17 protein-coding genes are annotated in these 18,724 nt (G+C 53.1%); 8 read left to right on the plus strand and 9 right to left on the minus strand.

Annotation, left to right across the window (positions count from 1 at the left end; genetic code table 11):
- Positions 1-202 precede the first annotated feature (202 nt).
- Complete coding sequence (locus ABJI30_RS03805) at positions 203-727, plus strand: hypothetical protein (protein WP_348015574.1); 525 nt, start codon at positions 203-205, stop codon at positions 725-727.
- A 116-nt stretch (positions 728-843) separates the two neighbouring features.
- The gene (locus ABJI30_RS03810; protein WP_348015575.1) at positions 844-1,464 is read left to right on the plus strand and encodes a hypothetical protein; all 621 of its coding nucleotides are present in this window, start codon (positions 844-846) and stop codon (positions 1,462-1,464) included.
- A gap of 11 nt (positions 1,465-1,475) precedes the next feature.
- Here the strand turns inward: ABJI30_RS03810 and ABJI30_RS03815 are convergent, their stop codons facing one another.
- The 6 genes from ABJI30_RS03815 to ABJI30_RS03840 all read right to left on the minus strand — a co-directional run bounded on the left by ABJI30_RS03815 (position 1,476) and on the right by ABJI30_RS03840 (position 8,141).
- Positions 1,476-2,270 carry an SDR family oxidoreductase gene (locus ABJI30_RS03815; RefSeq protein ID WP_348015576.1) on the minus strand — a complete coding sequence of 265 codons (795 nt, stop codon included), beginning with the start codon at positions 2,268-2,270 and terminating at the stop codon, positions 1,476-1,478.
- A 33-nt stretch (positions 2,271-2,303) separates the two neighbouring features.
- Entirely contained in the window at positions 2,304-3,365 is a 1,062-nt protein-coding gene (locus tag ABJI30_RS03820) for a phosphotransferase family protein (protein WP_348015577.1), read from the minus strand.
- A gap of 23 nt (positions 3,366-3,388) precedes the next feature.
- Positions 3,389-4,474, minus strand: a complete 1,086-nt coding sequence (locus tag ABJI30_RS03825; RefSeq protein WP_348015578.1) for a Zn-dependent alcohol dehydrogenase — start codon at positions 4,472-4,474, stop codon at positions 3,389-3,391.
- Between the two features lie 12 nt (positions 4,475-4,486).
- Positions 4,487-5,788, minus strand: coding sequence for an acyl-CoA dehydrogenase family protein (locus ABJI30_RS03830; RefSeq protein ID WP_348015579.1), 1,302 nt, complete (start codon positions 5,786-5,788; stop codon positions 4,487-4,489).
- A 98-nt stretch (positions 5,789-5,886) separates the two neighbouring features.
- On the minus strand, positions 5,887-7,308 hold the full coding sequence (locus ABJI30_RS03835) for an MFS transporter (RefSeq protein WP_348015580.1): 1,422 nt from the start codon (positions 7,306-7,308) through the stop codon (positions 5,887-5,889).
- Positions 7,305-8,141, minus strand: coding sequence for a glucose 1-dehydrogenase (locus tag ABJI30_RS03840; protein WP_348015581.1), 837 nt, complete (start codon positions 8,139-8,141; stop codon positions 7,305-7,307). Before ABJI30_RS03840 ends, ABJI30_RS03835 begins: the two co-directional genes overlap by 4 nt.
- Before the next feature lie 210 nt (positions 8,142-8,351).
- On the opposite strand from ABJI30_RS03840, the gene ABJI30_RS03845 reads away from it, so the two are divergent.
- The 6 genes from ABJI30_RS03845 (at position 8,352) to ABJI30_RS03870 (ending at position 15,957) form a co-directional block, all read left to right on the plus strand.
- Positions 8,352-9,545 (plus strand): acyl-CoA dehydrogenase family protein, encoded by a 1,194-nt coding sequence (locus ABJI30_RS03845; RefSeq protein WP_348015582.1) that lies wholly within the window; start codon positions 8,352-8,354, stop codon positions 9,543-9,545.
- Positions 9,546-9,590: 45 nt separating this feature from the next.
- A complete protein-coding gene (locus ABJI30_RS03850; protein ID WP_348015583.1) occupies positions 9,591-10,727 on the plus strand; it encodes an acyl-CoA dehydrogenase family protein in 1,137 nt (378 codons plus the stop codon).
- 12 nt (positions 10,728-10,739) lie between these two features.
- A complete protein-coding gene (locus ABJI30_RS03855; protein WP_348015584.1) occupies positions 10,740-11,531 on the plus strand; it encodes an SDR family oxidoreductase in 792 nt (263 codons plus the stop codon).
- Between the two features lie 68 nt (positions 11,532-11,599).
- Positions 11,600-12,088 (plus strand): hypothetical protein, encoded by a 489-nt coding sequence (locus tag ABJI30_RS03860; RefSeq protein WP_348015585.1) that lies wholly within the window; start codon positions 11,600-11,602, stop codon positions 12,086-12,088.
- Between the two features lie 128 nt (positions 12,089-12,216).
- On the plus strand, positions 12,217-12,903 hold the full coding sequence (locus ABJI30_RS03865; RefSeq protein ID WP_348015586.1) for a DUF4197 domain-containing protein: 687 nt from the start codon (positions 12,217-12,219) through the stop codon (positions 12,901-12,903).
- Between the two features lie 1,740 nt (positions 12,904-14,643).
- Positions 14,644-15,957, plus strand: coding sequence for a membrane dipeptidase (locus ABJI30_RS03870; RefSeq protein WP_348015588.1), 1,314 nt, complete (start codon positions 14,644-14,646; stop codon positions 15,955-15,957).
- 22 nt (positions 15,958-15,979) lie between these two features.
- On the opposite strand, the gene ABJI30_RS03875 is transcribed toward ABJI30_RS03870, so the two are convergent.
- Genes ABJI30_RS03875 through ABJI30_RS03885 form a run of 3 tightly spaced genes read right to left on the minus strand, consistent with a single transcriptional unit; the run spans position 15,980 to position 18,646 of the window.
- The gene (locus ABJI30_RS03875) at positions 15,980-16,678 is read right to left on the minus strand and encodes an HAD hydrolase-like protein (protein WP_348015589.1); all 699 of its coding nucleotides are present in this window, start codon (positions 16,676-16,678) and stop codon (positions 15,980-15,982) included.
- Positions 16,650-17,399: a hypothetical protein gene (locus tag ABJI30_RS03880; protein ID WP_348015590.1), complete on the minus strand. Its 750-nt coding sequence runs from the start codon at positions 17,397-17,399 to the stop codon at positions 16,650-16,652. Before ABJI30_RS03880 ends, ABJI30_RS03875 begins: the two co-directional genes overlap by 29 nt.
- A gap of 50 nt (positions 17,400-17,449) precedes the next feature.
- Positions 17,450-18,646: a hypothetical protein gene (locus tag ABJI30_RS03885; protein WP_348015591.1), complete on the minus strand. Its 1,197-nt coding sequence runs from the start codon at positions 18,644-18,646 to the stop codon at positions 17,450-17,452.
- Positions 18,647-18,724 lie beyond the last annotated feature (78 nt).

An 18,724-nucleotide genomic window follows, 5' to 3' on the forward strand; every position in this document is an offset into this window, starting at 1 on the left:
GGGAATTTTTCGCGATATCACGCAGTTTCGAAGATATTATTCAGCAAGGCATTGTAAACAAACGAATTATATGTTCATATAAATAGCTATAAATATGAACAAGCGCTGTCAGGCTAGTTCAGCCCTCACTCAAGGCAAGCCCTCTATACCTTTAATCACTGGCTCGGGAATGGTTCTGGGCAGTCAGAGAAGGAAAGTGGATATGAACAAGCTGAACAAAGCTCTCGTTGGAACCGCTGCTGCTGCTGCAATGGCTGTTTCTGCAACCCCCGCAATGGCGAAAGGCCACAAGGATAGAGGCGTTAGCACCGGAGAGGTTCTCGCTGGTGTCGCCGTGATTGGTGCCATTGCTGCGATTGCAAGCTCTGGCAAGAAGGATCGCGGCTATCAGAATGGATATTACAGGGATGGCGATCACCGTTACGGCAATTATCGGAACGGTCGTTATGATAACCGCCACCAATATCGGCGGATCGGGAAACGCAAGGCTGTAAACCGGTGCGTCCGGGCAGCCGAAAACCGCGCGACCCGGAGAGGTCAGGCAACGGTTACCAGGGTCAAGAAAGTAGAGAGGACCCGTTACGGCTACAAAGTGAAAGGCCGGATCCTGGTAGAACGTGGCCGCTATGGCCGGGTCGCCGACAAGGGCAAGTTCACTTGCCATATTGATGGAAACCGGGTCAGCAACGTGCGCTTCAAAGGCCTGGACTATGCAAGGCGTTACTAAGTGAACCTGCATTGAAATCAAATAATGGTTCAGCCTGGCGACAGGCTGAACCAACTATATTTTGTAGCCATACCGATTCTTGAGTACAGAATCTGGTGTAGATAGGGGTATCAAACATGAGTATTTCGAAGAAAATTTCCGCCGTCACTGCGTCAGCAGCTCTGGTATTTACCGGTTTCTCGCCGGCCATGGCAGCGCCGGTCGACATTGTTGCAGCATCGGCACTGCCGATCCAGTCGCATAGTCTGGCCTGGAATTCCGATGCCGAAAAAGCTAACCGCTATCGCGGCTATAGAGGATATAGAGGATATAGAGGATATCGCGGCCATCGACACCGGAGACATCGCGGCCGTGTGAACGGTGGGGACATTCTGGCGGGCATATTGGTGATTGGCGGAATAGCAGCCATTGCAAGTGCGGCCTCAAAAAACAAGCGCGATCGGCGCTATGAAGATCGCGAGTATCGACAGGATGATCGGCGTTCCGATGATCGTCGCAGCGATCGTGGAACCGCGTCCATGGACACGGCCATCAATGTTTGTTCCAACGCCGCCGAACGGCAGGCTGGAAACAACGCCCGGATTGAGGAAATTCGTTCCGTCGCCCGCGACGGAAACGGATGGCGCGTCGAAGGCGACCTATCCGGTGCCAAAGAGCGCACCTTCTTGTGCGGCTCAACCGATGGTCGGGTAGACTTCGTTCAACTTGGTTCCGGAGATCTGGCTTACGCCAACTAGGCTGAAGCGGATCAGACCGCCGTACGGCCGAATTCCTGACGGGTGACCGGGTGTGAAGCGCTCAGTCCCCCGTCAACAGCAATTGCTTGACCGTTGACATAGGAAGAACGGTCGGAAGCCAGGAACAACGCTACTTCCGCCATTTCCAGAGGTGCGGCACCGCGGCGCAACGGATTGAGGTAGCCAAGGCGATCCTCTTTGCCTTTCTCGCGCGCTTTATCATAAATGAACTGTGTCATACCGGTCTCGGTAATACCCGGGCAAATGGCATTGCACCGGACATTCGCTGTCGCAAATTGCTGAGCGGCGACTTTGACGAGATTGATAACTCCGGCTTTTGATGCGGAATAGGCTGGCCCGCCAGCGCCGGACCGGATGCCCGCCACGCTTGCGGTGCAGATGATCGATCCGCCATGCTTGCTTTCCGCCATGACTTTACCGGCATATTTCGCAGCCAGAAACGGGCCGATCAGATTAACCCGCAGAACTTCCTGCCATTCCGCCACACTGCTGTCGAAAATACCCTCGAAGCCGCCGCCGATGCCGGCATTGGCAAAGAATACATGCAGATCGCCAAAGCGTTGTTCTGCCGCCTCAACCAGCATTTCAACATCACCTTCAGATCCGGCATCCGCCTTGATCGCAATAATATTGCCATCGGACCCTTTTGCCGTTTCCTCAACCGCATCGGTCACATCGCTCGCGATGACTTTGGCACCATGTTCTGCAAACAACAGGGCCGCAGAGCGCCCAATGCCGCTGCCGGCGCCGGTAATGATTGCTACTTTATCCTGAAGGTCAGCCATGCTCTGCTCCTTGGTTCAAACCTGTTGGTTGCCTTACGCACCTGCGCGTTTTGCAGCTTCCCAGCCCGCTTGTGCCAGAGGTGTCACGCGATCGGACATCTCGGCTGCTGCGGAACTATTTGCTGTGCCATCGACGACACGCTTTTGAATGCCTTGCAAAATAGCAGCAATTCGAAACAGATTATAGGCCAGATACCAATCCATTGGTGGCAACTCGTCAATCCCGGATTTCTCGCAATAACGGGCAATGGCCTGTTCTCGTGACGGAATTCCCAATGCTTCCAGGTCGATACCTTTTAGCCCGCTGCGACCTTCTGGTTCCATCTCATAAGCCATCAGCCAATAGGCAAAATCTGCAATCGGATCACCGAGAGTTGATAGCTCCCAGTCCAGCACGGCTATGACTTTCGGTTTGTCATGGGCGAATATCATATTGTCGAGACGATAGTCTCCATGAACGATGCCAAAGCTTTTTTGTTCGGGGATGGTTTTGTTCAACCATTCGATCAGCTGGTCCATTTCCGGAATGACCTGCAGTTCCGAAAGCTTGTATTGCTGGGTCCAGCGGGAAATCTGGCGTTCGCAGTAATTGCCGGGCTTGCCATGCTTTTCGAGACCGAGCTCGTTCGGATCATAGCTGTGCAGCAACGCCAGAGTATCGATCATTTCATGGTAGATAGCTGTACGTTCCTGGGGTTCCATTCCGGGCAGCGAACCATCCCAAAGGGTCCGGCCATCGGCCATGCCCATGATATAAAACATTGTGCCCAGAACATCATCGTCTTCGCACAAACCATAGGGTTTTGCGACCGGGAAACCGGTGGGATGAAGACCGGCAATAACCCGAAATTCACGATCTACTGCATGGGCGGAGGGAAGGAGTTTTCCAAATGGCTTCTTGCGCAGAACATAATCCGTACCCGGTGTTTCCAGTTTGTACGTGGGATTGGATTGCCCGCCCTTGAACTTGGTAATGGTCGTGGGGCCGGCGAAACCGTCGACATGGCTTTCCATCCATTTTGCCAGGCTGGCTTCGTCGAGCTTGTCTTTGTCCGGCACAGCCATTGTGCCAGTCATGTCTTCTTGTGGATTCATGGGAGTTCCTTTTTCCCTTTGGTCTATTCGAATACGATCACGGATCGCGCGGTATCGCCTTTTTCCATGGCGGCAAAGCCCTCATTGACCTGGTCCAGGCTGATGCGGTCGGAAATCAGGTCGTCCAGATTGAGCATGCCTTTGATGTAAAAATCGACAAGGCGCGGAATATCTACCGGGAACCGGTTGTCACCCATGATTGCGCCCTGCAGTTTTTTGCCGGAAAGCAGATCCATGGCGCTGAGACCAACTTTCTGATCCAGCGGCATCATTCCCAATATTGTTGCGGTGCCGCCGCGCCGCAGTACATCGACAGCAAGCTGGGCGGATTGTGGTCGACCCACGGCTTCCACCGAATGATCGACGCCGCCTTTTGTCAGTTCGACGATCTCACCAGCTGCACCTTCGGCAGTGGCATCGACAACATCTGTCGCTCCGAGCCTGATTGCCATTTCCCGCTTCTCCGGAATCGGATCCGCAGCAATTATTCGACCGGCGCCGGCAATTTTTGCCGCATTGATTGTGGCCAGGCCAACGCCGCCGCAACCGACTACCGCCACGGTTTCGCCTGGCGTGACGTTGCAGGAGTTGAATATTGTGCCGGCACCCGTGGTCACCGCACAGCCAATCAGGGCCGCGCGATCCAGCGGCATTTCCGGATCAATTGCGACACAGGCATTTTCATGAATCAGCATTTGTTCGGCAAATGCGGACAGGTTCAGCATCTGATTGACCGGTGTCCCGTCCGCTTGTGCCATGCGCGATTTGTCATCGGGCGCACGGCGCGTGTCGCCGCCCAGACAAAGGGACATCCGGCCCGTGACGCAAAACTCGCAATGACCGCAAAAAGCGGACAGGCAGGAAACGACAGCGTCTCCAACCTTGACGCTTCGGACTTCCTCGCCAACTGCTTCCACAATTCCCGCCGCTTCGTGCCCGGGTATCGCGGGCAGAGGGTGTGGATAGCTGCCGTTTATGAAATGCAGATCGCTGTGGCACAGGCCGCACGCTGCCGTTCGGATCAGGACTTCATGTGCTTTTGGCTTGTCGATTGAAATTTCTTCAACCGACAGGGGCTTCCCGGGTTCCCGGAGGACTGCTGCTTTCATCGATCTTCGCTCCTATCGTGTCACAGCGAGGTCGCCGGAAGAAAATTCTTCCTTCATTTTGCTACCTTCTGCGGTTTCGGCATATTTGCCATATTCGATCTTCGCAATCGTCCGGTTGTGCACTTCATCCGGGCCATCCGCGAGGCGCAATGTCCGTTGATGCGCATAAGCACTGGCCAGACCAAAGTCGCTGGAAACACCGCCGCCGCCATGCGCCTGGATGGCATCATCGATAATCTTCAATGCCATATTTGGCGCCTGAACCTTGATCATGGCAATTTCGGCTTTGGCATATTTATTTCCGACCTTGTCCATCATGTCGGCGGCTTTCAGGCAGAGCAGGCGGCTCATGTCGATGTCAATGCGCGCTCGTGCCACGCGTTCCTCCCAGACGCTGTGTTCCGAGATGCGTTTGCCAAATGCGATTCTGGATTGCAGCCGGCGCACCATCTTTTCGAGAGCATCTTCTGCGACGCCGATCGTCCGCATGCAATGATGGATACGGCCGGGTCCGAGGCGACCCTGCGCAATTTCGAACCCGCGGCCTTCGCCGAGAATGATATTGGAAGCGGGGACACGCACGTCTTTCATCTCGACTTCCATATGACCATGCGGGGCATCGTCAAATCCGAATACCGGCAAATGCCGAATGATTTTTACACCCGGTGCATCGGTCGGCATCAATATCTGGGATTGCTGGGTGTAACGGCTGCCTTCAAAAGTTGTCTTGCCCATCACAATCGCAATTTTGCAACGTGGATCACCCAGTCCGGAAGACCACCATTTGCGGCCATTAATGACATATTCGTCGCCATCCCGGACGATGGCCGTTTCGATATTCGTCGCGTCGGATGAGGCGACTGCCGGTTCCGTCATCAGGAATGCCGAGCGGATTTCCCCGTTCATCAGCGGACGCAGATATTGCTCTTTCTGTTCAAGCGTACCGTAGCGGTGGAACACTTCCATATTGCCGGTGTCAGGCGCAGAGCAGTTAAACGCTTCCGACGAGAAGCCCACCCGGCCCATTTCTTCGGCGCACAAAGCATATTCCAGGTTGGTGAGGCCGGGACCTTCAAATTCGAACGTGTCGTCAATATGAGGCAAATTGGGATTGGACGGTGGCATGAAGAGGTTCCAGATGCCAGCTTCCTTGGCTTCTTTCTTCACATCCTCAACGACCTGCAGGACTTTCCAGCGTTCGCCGGTGGCATCCTCCTTGTGATAATCTGCGATCCGTGGCCGGATGTGATTCTCAATATGCTCGCGCACCCGATTTCGCCAATATTCCTGCTTTTCGGTGAGATCGAAATCCATAACCAATTCCTTTTTGGTGCTGTTTTATATTTAACTATGCGATTAACTTATCAGACCAACTGGTGCATTACCACAAGGAAACGCGCTGTGGATTTGAATCATTTTTCCTTGATTGCGCGAGCCGCCATGCGAATTTCATGGTCCTTCTCACCCAGTGGGAACAGGGTGTAAGCCCAGGCACCAATGGTCGCAATAATCGATGCGAGTACCACGTAGAACAGCGCGAGATTGTCGACGATATCAGGGTCGACGGTACCGCTTGCTGCCCCTTGCGGCAGTCCGACCGCCGCAATAATCAGTCCCGACAACAATATGCCGAAACCATTGACGACTTTTTGCATGAAGAACATTCCCGAAGAGAATAGTCCTTCCGTCCGCTTGCCGGTATCATGTTCATATTGATCCGACACATCGGCGATCATTGACAGCGTCAGAATCATGGCGGAGATTCCGGTCGCCGTTGACGTTATCAGGAACCCAAACAAAAGCGGGATCATGACCGGATCGCCCGGCTCCGGAAACAGGCCTGCAATCCTTGTCCAGTAGGGTAGCGTGCCGATAACGAGAGTAAGGAAGGCCAACAAGGCCGCCGCACGCGCTTTGCCCAGTCTTTGTGAAATCGGAGTGACAATCATAAACGCGGTTATCGCAGCAACCAAAAGCATCACCGAATAGGCAGTGAAATTGGCCTGTGTAAATTCCCAGACATGCGTGAACAGATAAATTGAAAGTGCAAAAATCAGCCATTGATTTGTGAAGGCAAAAACACCGGCGAACATCAGCAAAAGAAACGGGCGATAGCGGAATGCTTCCAGCATCTCGGAAAAACTCTCTGCCGATTTTGGATGTTCGCTGGCTGATTGGTAACCGCCGACAATCCTTTTATGCGTCCCGATCGCGGAAGAAAGAGCAGCAATGACCATGACGCACGCTCCGAAAATCGCATATTTGCTGTATCCTTCAGGATTAAGCTGTCCATCCGCATATTCTGCCGTTGGCGACAGGAATATGGAATAAGCGAGGAACATGACAAAAATGCCGCCGCCCCACCCGAACAAAAAGCGATAGCGCATGATTGCGGTTCGGTCATGATAGTCGCTGCTGAGCTCCGGCAATAATGCCAGTGCCGGGACTTCATAGGCAGAGAATGCCATGCGCACGCCCATGGCAACGATGAAAACATATCCAAAAGTCCCCCATTCACCCAGCTCTGGCGGATGCCAGAGAATGATCCAGATGACGGCGATGGGAATGATTGACCCATAGAGCCAGGGGTGACGTCGCCCGATACGCGTTCGCGTGCGATCACTTAACTGACCGACCGCCGGGTCAATAAAGGCGTCGGCAATCAGAGCAAGTGCGATCGCCAGGCTGACTAGATCGGCGCGCAGGCCGACGACCTGATTATAATAGAATAGCAGGAAGGTTGCGAAGCCATTGTCCTTGATGCCGTAGGCTACAGAACCAAAGCCGTAAGCAATTTTGGATTTGAACGGGAGCTTCTCCGAGACAGCGCTCATTTCAGATGGTCCGGCAATATCGCGTCGAGTATTCCCGGCTCTTCCGGGTCCCAACTGCCGCGATTACCGACCAGCAATCCGCCATCCACCAGCAAATGCGTGCCTGTGACAAATCCCGAAGCGTCTGAAGCGAAATAGGCTACGGCCTGGGCAATATCATCGGGTATTCCCGGCCGGGCAACCGGTTGCGCACTCGCTGCTGCCTGGCCCAGCACTGCGTTGATCTGATTGGTTTCTTCGCGATTGGCTCCAACGGTAGCCGCGAAAATGTTGGTCTGGATAAAGCCGGGGCAAATCGCATTGACCCTGATTTTATGTTGCGCAAGATCAGCGGCAGCAACCTTTGACAGATGGAGAACCGCGGCCTTTGCAGTGGAATATGCGACCGGTCCGAAGCCTGCCTGAAACGAACAGACCGACGCGGTATTGATAATCGACCCGCCACCGCGCTGTTTGAGATAGGGGGCGGAATGCCGGATCCCCATCGCGACCGATTTGACCAGCAATGCCATGGCAAAATCCCAGTCATCTCCGCTAATCTCATCAATCGAATCCCGGGGACCTCCCGCACCGGCATTGTTAAAAACAATATCGATACCGCCGGTTTTCTCGGCGGCGGTGTCCATCAGCGCCTTTACATCATCTTCCTGGGTCACATCGCATTTCTGAAAATGAAAATCATCACCAAGCGATGCCATCATCGCGGAGCCTTCGTCGGTATCGATGTCGCCCATCACGACCTTTGCGCCTTCGCGGAGAAAGAGATCGACGGTGCCTCTGCCAATCCCCGATGATCCGCCAGTTATGACTGCCGTTTTGCCGTTAAATCGCATCCGTTACTGCTCCCTTTTCCCGTTCAGCATAAGCTGTTCTCAAAATAATCGTCAATCGTTTCACGATTGCATTGCCGCTTCCGCTACGGAATCCTGCAGTCGCATTTTTTGTCGAATTTTTTATGCGCCGCAACGTAATCTCGACATTGAACCATCCCCCCGAACTATGATAGTCAAATATTAATTGATCAATTAAAAGGAATCGCCATCATGTCCGATCTTGAAAATTTCCGCGCTGAGACCGCGGCCTGGCTGGAAGCAAATTGCCCACCTGAAATGCGCCAGCCAATGGTGGATGAAAGTGACGCCTGCTGGGGCGGACGGAATCCGACTTACAAGCCAGGTCAGAAAGAGTGGCTGGACATCATGGCTGCAAAAGGCTGGACGGTGCCGGACTGGCCCAAGGAATATGGCGGCGGCGGTCTGTCGGGTGCGGAAACCAAGATACTGCTCCGGGAAATGGCCCGGCTGAAGTGCCGTTCGCCCTTGTCCAGCTTTGGTATCTGGATGCTTGGACCCGCGCTGCTGCATTTCGGAACCGAAGAGCAAAAAAAGCATTTTCTTCCGCAGATCGCGCGCGGCGAAATTCGCTGGTGTCAGGGCTATTCCGAACCGGGTTCGGGATCCGATCTTGCGTCGCTTCAGACCAGCGCGGTGGAGCAGGGCGATCACTATGTAGTCAATGGCCAGAAGATCTGGACCAGCTACGCAGATCAGGCAGACTGGATATTCTGCCTGACGCGCACGGACAAATCCGAAAAGCATAAAGGCATTACGTTCCTGTTATTTGATATGGCAAGCGAAGGTGTCACCACCAAGCCAATCAAACTGATTTCGGGTGCGTCGCCTTTCTGCGAAACATTTTTTGACGATGTGAAAGTTCCCAAATCCTATGGCGAGGGAATTTCATCGATTGTGTTCGAAGAGAATCGCGGCTGGGATGTGGCGAAATATCTGCTTGGCCACGAACGCAGCATGATCTCGGATCAGGGATCATCCGCGGGTGGTTCTCTGGGTGCGAAATTTGCCGACCAGGTTGGGCGCGATGCCATAGGTCGGCTGGACGATCCCATGTTGCGTGCCGAATTGGCCGACATGGATATTGAGCTATTGGCGTTTCGTGCCATGGCCGAACGGTTTGGAGATACTTTCAAGGCCGGGCTTTGTCACCCTGCGCAGCCCAATATGATGAAATATGCCGGGACCGAAATTAACAAACGTCGTCATGAGTTGATTATGTCAGCGGGGGGCAGTCAATTGCTCGAATGGGAAAGTGAAGCAACCAATGGCGGGCTGTCTGCTCGCAGTTGGCTGCGCACCAAGGCCAATAGTATCGAAGGGGGTACCAGCGAAGTCATGCTAAACGTGGTATCCAAACAGATTTTGCAATTGCCCAACAGCTGAACGCATCGTTCAAACTGAAAAACCATAACAGAAGGATCCGAAGCGATGCCGCTTTATTTGAATGACGACCAGAAAATGCTGCAGGATAGCGCAGCCGATTTTATGAAGACCGAGGGCGGTGTGGCCCATTTCAGAGAGTTTCGGGACAAGGAATGCAAGGACGGTTTTTCGCATGCGTTGTGGAAACAGTTCGCAGAAATGGGATTTACGGGCATATTGATCGGTGAAGACGAGGGCGGCCTTGGACTAGGCCACGCCGAAGCCGGCGTCGTACTGGAAGAGATTGGCCGCAATCTCACCCCATCTCCGTTTCTGACCACAGCTGTGGCCGGCGTAGAAGCCTTGAACGCTGGCGGTAAGGCATTGCGAGAAAAATATTTTCCTGGGATTATTGCCGGAGAAACTGTTGTGGCCTTGGCCGTCGACGAAAGTGCCAAACATCGCCCGGATCAGATTTCCATGGCGGCAGCCAGGGAAGGGAACGGGTTCAAGCTGGATGGTAAAAAGCAGTTCGTGGTGCAGGGTGGATCAGCGGACACGCTAATTGTCGTTGCCCGCACCAGTGGTGCAGCTGGTGATGAAAAAGGCCTGACCGTGTTTGCGGTTGATACAGATGCCAAAGGCCTGTCCCGCAACAATGTGAGACTGGTGGACAGTGCCATGGCGGCCCATGTCGAATTTGATGGTGTGCTCGTTGATGCCGATGCCGTGGTTGGTGAAGTTGACGACGGCGATGCGGTGCTCAAGCGCTTGCTCAATGCCGGAAGAACGGGTGCGGCAGCTGAGGCACTGGGCGTTGGGTCCGGAGCCATGGATATCACGGTAGAATATATCAAAGGTCGGAAGCAGTTTGATACGATTATTGGTAGTTTTCAGGCGCTACAACATCGTACTGCACATCTTTACAGTGAAATGGAAATTGCGAGAGCAACCGTATTGAAAGCGCAGCAATTGCTCGACGAAGGCGCGGCCAGTGCTGAACTCATGGTTTCTGTGGCCAAAGCGAAAGTGGGCAGGGCAACGTCACTCTCGGTCAAGGAAGGCGTTCAGATGCATGGCGGTGTCGGGATGACCGATGAATATGATATCGGACTATACATGAAGCGCGACCGGTCTTTGCAGGAATTTATGGGTGATGCCAATTATCACACCAACCTCGTTGCCGAGATGCACGGGTATTAAAAGGAATTGATGATGGATTTTAACAAACTCTTCTCGCTCGAAGGGCGCGTAGCGCTGGTCACCGGCGGGCAGCGCGGAATCGGCAAAATGATCACCGAGGGTTTTCTGGCACAGGGAGCCAAAGTCTATATTTCTGGCCGCAAAGCCGATCAAGGTGAAGCTGCGGCTGCGGAATTTGGCGACAATTGCATCTATATTCAGGGCGATATTTCGACTGTAGAAGGATGCAAGGCATTGGCAGCAGCTATTGCCGAGAAGGAAAGCAAACTGGATATACTGGTCAATAATGCCGGTGTCGCCTGGGGAGAAGAATATCAGACCTTTCCTGAATCTGGCTGGGACAAGGTCATGGATACGAATGTGAAAGGCCTGTTTTTTCTAACCCAGGCCTTGCACCCGCAGCTAAAGGCAGCGGCAAGTTTCGAGCAACCCGCAAAGGTTATCAACATCGCTTCGATCGATGGCTTGAAGGTCAATCCCTGGGAAACCTACAGCTATCAGGCTTCAAAAGCGGCTGTTATTCATCTGACCCGCAAGATGGCCTCCAAGCTTGTTCAGGAAGACATAATCATGACGGGTATTGCTCCCGGTGCGTTTGCATCGACAATGAACAAGGCCGCGCGCGATCATGGGGATGCAGTCGCGCCAGGAATTCCTGCACGCCGGATCGGCCGGCCTGAGGATATGGCTTCGGCAGCGATATTCCTTGCCAGTTCCGCGGGAGATTATGTGATTGGTTCGACGTTGCCGGTCGATGGCGGCGTTGTTAACGCAGCCAATCCCGGAAGTTCCATCGACGCATAGTCCTTCAGGGACTTGACCTGACATCTCCATACTGTATTATCTATACAATACAGTATGGAGATAAATTCATGGCCAAGCAATTATTCGCAGCCTTCGCAGCATTGCCCCTGCTTCTTTCGGCCTGCTCGGAACGCAGTTCAGACAGTGAAAGCGATTCAGGCAGCATCACGATCGGTACCGAGGATGAAGAGGGCAAATTTTCAATAAAGGCCGAAGGGTTTTCGTTGGATGTTGATATCCCGTCGATATCAATCGACAGCGACGATTTCGACCTCAACAATGTCACCCTTTATCCGGGAACCAAGGTGACCGGAATGAAGATCGAAGATGTTGACGGCGAGGGCGGCAAGGTCATACTTGATTTTGTTGCACCCGCAGGCACTGACGTCTTGTTGCCATGGTTTGAGACCAAGATGGCGAAAGAGGATTTTACCGTTTCTAAAGATGGGACGACCCTGTCCGGTGAAACGGATGATGGCGACCCGTTCATGCTGAGCCTGAGCGAAGTGTCCGAAGACGAAACCAAAGGCAAGCTGGAGTTCACCGAAGCGCAATAGCCCGTAATTCTGACACATCGGGTTTACCTGTGCCATTTTACAAGCTTTTACCGGACCGGGCGCTGCTGTTCAGGTAGCGCCCAGTCTGTTATGCTAGAGTCTCTTCAATCAATGAGGGGAAACAGGCCATGAAACATCCAATCCACACAACAGGAACTGCACTGGCGGTGGCTATTGCTGTCATACCTTTGTCCGTCTCCCCTGTCTTGGCAACCGCCGCGCATGCGCAGAGTACGGGCGTCAAGAGCCTGCTGGGAGATGCATCAGACGGTGCGCTTGACAAATTGTCACAGCCTGGCGCCTTTTATGCGGACAAGGCTGTTCGGATATTGCTTCCCGGACCTTTGAAAAACGCATCGAAGATTCTGCGATTTACCAGCAAGGCGGGACTGACGCGGGATATCACGAGAGACCTCAATGACGCCGCCGGCAAGGCCGCGCTTGAGGCCAAGCCGATTTTCCGGTCGGCCATCGACAATCTTACGCTGACTGATGGCGTAGGTATCGTAACGGGCGGGGGATCCGGTGGTACTGATTATCTGCGCAAGACATCAGGTGAAGAGCTTGCCGTGAAAATTCGTCCGCTGGTTGAAAAGGCACTGGAAGAAGTTGGTGCTTACAAGCAGATGGCGAAACTCGGCGGCGTGTCCCGTCTGGGGTCCCTGGCCGGAGCAGATTTTTCCAGGGATGGATTGACGGATAGCGTCACTGATCAGGCCATGGACGGGATTTTCAGTTATATCGCCAATGAAGAAGCCAATTTTCGGAGTAACCCTCTCAGCAAGGGCAAGAAATTGCTGAAAGGCATATTCTAGTAAAGATCTGAAAAATATAGTTTTTCGGATTTCCGACAGACTTAAACGGGGTATTATTAGTTGCAAATAATGCAACTAATAATACCCCGTTTTCAATTGCAACTTAACGGCTTGACCACCATTTAAACTCTACAAGTGAAGCAGGAAAAGAGATGTTTGATCGGCGTTTTTAACAATAAGGAGAAAATCCATGAAAACGCTTTTCAATATAGTAGCCGCCCTGACCGTCAGCAGCATTGTGCTGGTATCAAGCGTTCAGGTTTAAACTACTCAACAATTCGATCCCGGCCATAGCATCCTCCTCCCAAGCGATGCCGGGATTGCTCCGACGGTCCGGTTCTTTCAATATCCCCTCCCGAACATGAAAGACCGGACCATCGGTAAGCCCCAAAAAATGCAGCATATGCGCTCAGCTTGGTTTTCCACAACTCAAGCAGTAGTTGTCCACAACTTACTTTGTGATCTGTGGATAAAGCCAGCTTTGCCATTTGGTCCGACTCGGAACTTCATGCGATATAAAATCTATCGGAAGGAATGAAGGCAAACCGGCGACCCGTCAGCAATGACCCGCTGGAGCGAGGACAAACTGGAAGATAGTCGAAACGAACAGATTGTTTTTCGCAAGAAAGACAGATTGATCTTTCGATTGATGATTGGAGAAAATCACGGAAGCAGAGGCGCAAGCCAAAGTAAAAGAGATTGACAAAGATCATCGGGTGACTGGACCAGTATCGGGTTTGAAACCGAAGTTACGGCGCGCGAGCGACGGCACGGAAAACCGAAAACCACCAACGATACTGGCCCGGAAACCGGACGCCGGAAACGCGGATTCTGGAATCGCAAGAGGACAGTATCCCTGACCAGGCGCAGTGGGAGCCGAAACCTGAATTCGTTTGGGGATCGGCTCCCATTTTTTTTGCTTTCAAGATGTCGGAATGCCGAAACATTTTGGAATTGTGGAAAGAGATTCTTGCTCCAGCAAAATTTTTATGGACAAGTGATGTACATCACAAAAGGCAAATCGCACCATGCTAATTGATAGCTGCGATACTGCCAGTGAAACAGAGTTCTGTGGGGGCTGCAGTATCGCACCATCCGGACTGTTGTTTTTTCCGGATAATCCCCTGCAAACTCGTCGGATGACTAGGTCAATATTGCGACCCGATTGACCCAAAATCCGGCGGGTTTCTTGCAGCTATAATTCTCCAAAATATCTCAAAAATCGTTATAATTTAAGGGTTTGTAAAAATATTCTAACAATGTGTAAAGACATGTAAATATAAGTGACTTTGATCACACTCTATTCACCTTTATGCGCTATATATGGTTTAAGACATCGTAAGCATTAGCATACTTTGTCCTATCGTAATGAGGAGCCCGATGGTTAGCGACCCGCCCATCGGGCTTTTCGTTTTTGGGCCACAGGATTTTTCGAAAGCCCCTCCCGAAGCTGTGAAAAAAAATGTCCGTACGTGATTCAGATCACCTGACGGATGATAGTTTTGCGATAGCAGGATGATGCGGGGCCGATCCGGTGAAACTATCTCTGTTAAACGGGTGGCGCCGCCGCACTGCTCCTCGCGGTGTGGCGAGGTCTGGCAGTATTTGCGACCCGGCTGCCAGGCCTCGTTTTGTTTTCGACTTCCCGTTTGGCCCCTGATGGGGGGCAAGATCCGGTGGCGCTTGTGCCTGGACTGCGGACCACCTAGTGTTGCCATCAAACCAATCTGGGGAGCCAATATGACAAGCAGTAATTTCAAAAAGATCGGGACTGTTCCTCATTGGTTCGTCGCCGCTGCGGCGGCCAGTCTGCTGGCAGCTTGTTCGACCAGCCAATATGCCGGCACAACCTTGTCACAGCCGGAAGCAGGCTCTGATCCTCTGGAACTGGCCCGCGATATCCATGAGGAAGTTCTGGTTCTGGACGCGCATGCCGATATTGTGCTGCCGTCGACATCATCTACTTATCTGGCCAGTGATGGGCTGCCCAAAACAGATATTTCAAAGCTGCAGGCCGGAGGTATGGACGCCGTTGTAATGGCGATTGCGGTGGGTCCCGGTCCGCGAACGATGCAGGGTGATGCTGCAGCCAAAGCCGAGGCTGAAGCAAAGCTCGCGGCGATAACAGAGCTGGCGCGCAGTACAGACAATGTTTCACTCGCGAGTTCGCCGGCTGCGATCGAGATGGCTCATGCGAATGACAAGACCGTATTGATTCTTGGCTTCCAAAATGCCCGGGCTCTGGGCGGAAATGTGATGGAACTGGATCGATATTATAGGGCCGGTGTCCGGGTATTCGGGCTCAATCATATGGGGCACAACGATTTTTCAGACAGCTCACGGCCCTTCTTCAATGGCGAAACCGGAAGCTATGAAGTGACGGAAGAACATGGCGGTCTGTCGGATCTGGGCAAGGCCGCGGTGCGTCGGATCAATCGACTGGGAGCTGTGGTCGATATCTCGCAAATGTCAAAGGCGGCGACGCTGCAGACGCTCGACATCAGCACCACACCGGTGATTGCCAGTCACTCGAACGTCCGGGCCTTGTCCAATGTTTCCCGAAACTTGTCCGATGAAGAAATTGACCGGATCGGAACCAATGGCGGGGTGATTCATATCGCGTCTTTCGGGGCTTATCTGGTTGACCTGTCCGACCCCGAATTGCTGGAATCCATTCGCCAGGTTCGCAGTAACGCCGGCATTCCGGAGGCCTGGGCATATCCCTATGAACTCTACTGGGAAATCCCGGATCCGAAAAAGCGCCTGGCGTTTCTGATGGCAATGCGAAAGGTGATCGGGCCGGGCTCTGTGGACAGAATGATCGACCATATTGATTATATCGTTGCACGTATTGGAGTGGACCATGTGGGCATCGGCACTGATTTCAATCATGGTGGCGGGGTTGCGGGTTTCAACGATGCCAGCGAAGCATCGAACGTCACAGCGGCCCTCGTGGAGCGCGGATATTCCCGGCAGGACATAGCCAAAATCTGGGGTGGCAATTTTATGCGCGTGTTCAGGCAGGCGGCTGCCGCAGCTTCAGCCAAACCTTAAACCCGGTCGAACTTTGGAACAGTCAGGCCGCCTTGCTGCGGGTTGTTTGCGATCTGGCTTGCTCTGTTTCCTCGGCGAGGAAATATTCGCCGAGCTGGCTGACGACGCGGGTACCTTGTGGAAATGGATTCATTGACGGAGTAACTCGCCCCAGAAACGCCATCTCACATTCCACAGCACAGTTATAATCCGTCATCGCATCTCCGACAAACAGGCACTGATCTGCCCCCAGTCCTGCAGTGTGCATGATGTCATCGACAATAGAAGCCTTCTTTTCGGGTGCGCCGCGCGCTGTCCGGAAAAACGGCCCCAGGCCTTTGCGATCGACAATGATCTGCAATTCATCATGCGGTGTGCCAGACACGATATGCGCAGGAATACCGCGCCGTGTCAGCATGAACAATATTTCGGGAACGTCCGGCAGCAATTCGGTTTTCACGACTTCGTCAAGGACGATCGAAGACAGTTTGTCACACCAGTGCAAAACTTCTTCTTTTGTCAGATTGATGTTCAGCAAATCCCGATGAAAACGGGGAATTTTGTCAAACCGGGTCTCGCCGGGAACCGCTCGTTGATAGTCCTCTACCGCTTGACGGACCTCTGACCCGAACTCATCATAAAGCGCGCCGAATGCCGTGATTTTGGCATCTACGGAATCGGCGATGACGCCATCAAAATCAAAGAAGATGCAATCATATTGCGACAGGGAGGTCGGGGTCATGGGAATTCCAGTCTATTTGAGTTGAGGGAGTGAGAGCGTCCAGACCGTCTTCGGCATAAACCGCATAGAGAGCCTGGGCGATGCGATAGTCTTCGATATAATCGATATCGACACCGGCGAGTTTGGATAGCGATTGCAGCACCGGATCATCTCCCACAAAATATTCACGTGCGAGAACTTGCTGGCGCGGGGCCATGTAGATGCTGTTGGTGACCTTGAACCAGTCCGGCAGATCCTGCGAAATGGTATGATTGCGGGTCGCTTCATAGTTGAGCGCTCCGTCACGAGACCAGAAATACTCTTTCATCAGGTTGACGCCAAGCAGGGAGTCTTTGTCCCCGCAGATTACCTTTTCATGATAGGCTCGGAAAGCATCACAATATTCCTGAGGAGCCATGAGGGGACACACGACGGTCGACCATGCGATATGAGTATGCGGAATATCCCGAACGATGCCGGTTATGACGTCGCGAAAAGGGGCAATATGATCGATGGCCAGATGCCGAGCCCGCCGATGGCGCGACACCCCGAATTGATCCGCCAGTTCCAGAAATTCTTCATCTTCGCTCGAAAGATAGATGCGGTGCGGTTCGATGACTTTGCACAGTTGGGCCAATTTCCATTCGATCAATGTGTTTTGGTTTCCAAATGGCAAAAGGCATTTTTCGGCGATGCGAGAACTGCCACGTCGGACGGGGACTATAACTGCGAGATCATACATGAGGGTTGGCCTTTTTGTGGGGATAAAGGTTTTTCGGTGAGATTATTTAGTCATGCCGCCTTCTCCGTGGGCTGAGAGAGGTAGCGTGCGAGAGCGGAATCCCAGCGCGCCGGATCAACGGCGTGGGTCATGCGATTGATAATATCCCGCGCATCCAGTTGGGGATCAGCCGGGTCAAAAACATTATTGGCGAGGTGAAAGGTAAACCAGTGCCGGGCTGCAATCGGATCGGCTCGCCGTGCCACAGACTGATCAATGTCGGCAATGAAATCAGTGATTGCACTGTAGGGCTGCAACCAGTCACCCGTTGCAAAATCTGAAAGTCGCATCACCGGTGTCCCAAATGCGGCGCATGCGGACCAGCTTTTCGAATTGCCAACGATCATGCCATCGCTGTGCCAGCTCAGCGCCAGGGTCGATTGTCCGGCGTCTTCCGAACCGCTGATCATCAGGACTTTGCCGTTCTGATCCGCAATCGCAGCTTCCAGAGCGCGGTTATCACCATATAGCTCGTTCAGTGGATGATTGGTGACGGCGAGAATGCTGTTGCCTTTCAGCATCGGCGCCAGCGCCGTGATCATGGCTGCATTATCTGGATAACGATGATGCTGGCCAAAGAAATTCTCTTCATGTTCATATTCCAGCGGCAGTCCGATCAGTGTCTTGTCGGATGGCAACCCGGTCAGCGCGAGAAACTCCTCGCGAGAGGGCAGGGCGGTCTGCTGATGCATCTGTGCCCATATCGGGCCGGCCAATTTGTCCAGTCGCTCGCTATGTTCCGGCGAAAGGTCGGGTATCATGCCATGATCGAACAGGGCAGGTGCCAGAGTGATCCAGTTTGCTCCCGTGCGAGCCGGTGGCGCCCCGCCTTCCATAATGTAGCGGACGAGACCGGGGAAGCGGGCGGGAGTTTTGATATCGGAACTGCGACACAGAACAAGGTCAGGCTCCAGTTCCGCAACCAGCGCAATGAGATCCTCTTCTGCGCTGGCATCGGTCCGCAACCGATGATGGTCGGGGCCGTCCAGCACGACCCAGTTTACATGCGAGAGATCAGCGATCAGATCGAGTTGTTCTTCCGCGAGACCGGTATTGCGCCACCGCGGCGGGACCAGCACGTGGACATCATGCGCATTGGCCATGATCCGGATCAGATGGATAATGATGTTGGAAAACCACCATGGCGTGACAACAGGCAAATAAAACAATACCTGCTTGCGCTGCTCCGCCATTGCATCCTCCTCCATGCCTTTCCGGGCACAACCCGGCCCGGGATAGCAAAGGATAAATGTTTATGGTTAACAAACTGCTAACTGGATTAACGC

The organism is Parasphingorhabdus sp. (assembly GCF_039968395.1).
Classification (GTDB): domain Bacteria; phylum Pseudomonadota; class Alphaproteobacteria; order Sphingomonadales; family Sphingomonadaceae; genus Parasphingorhabdus.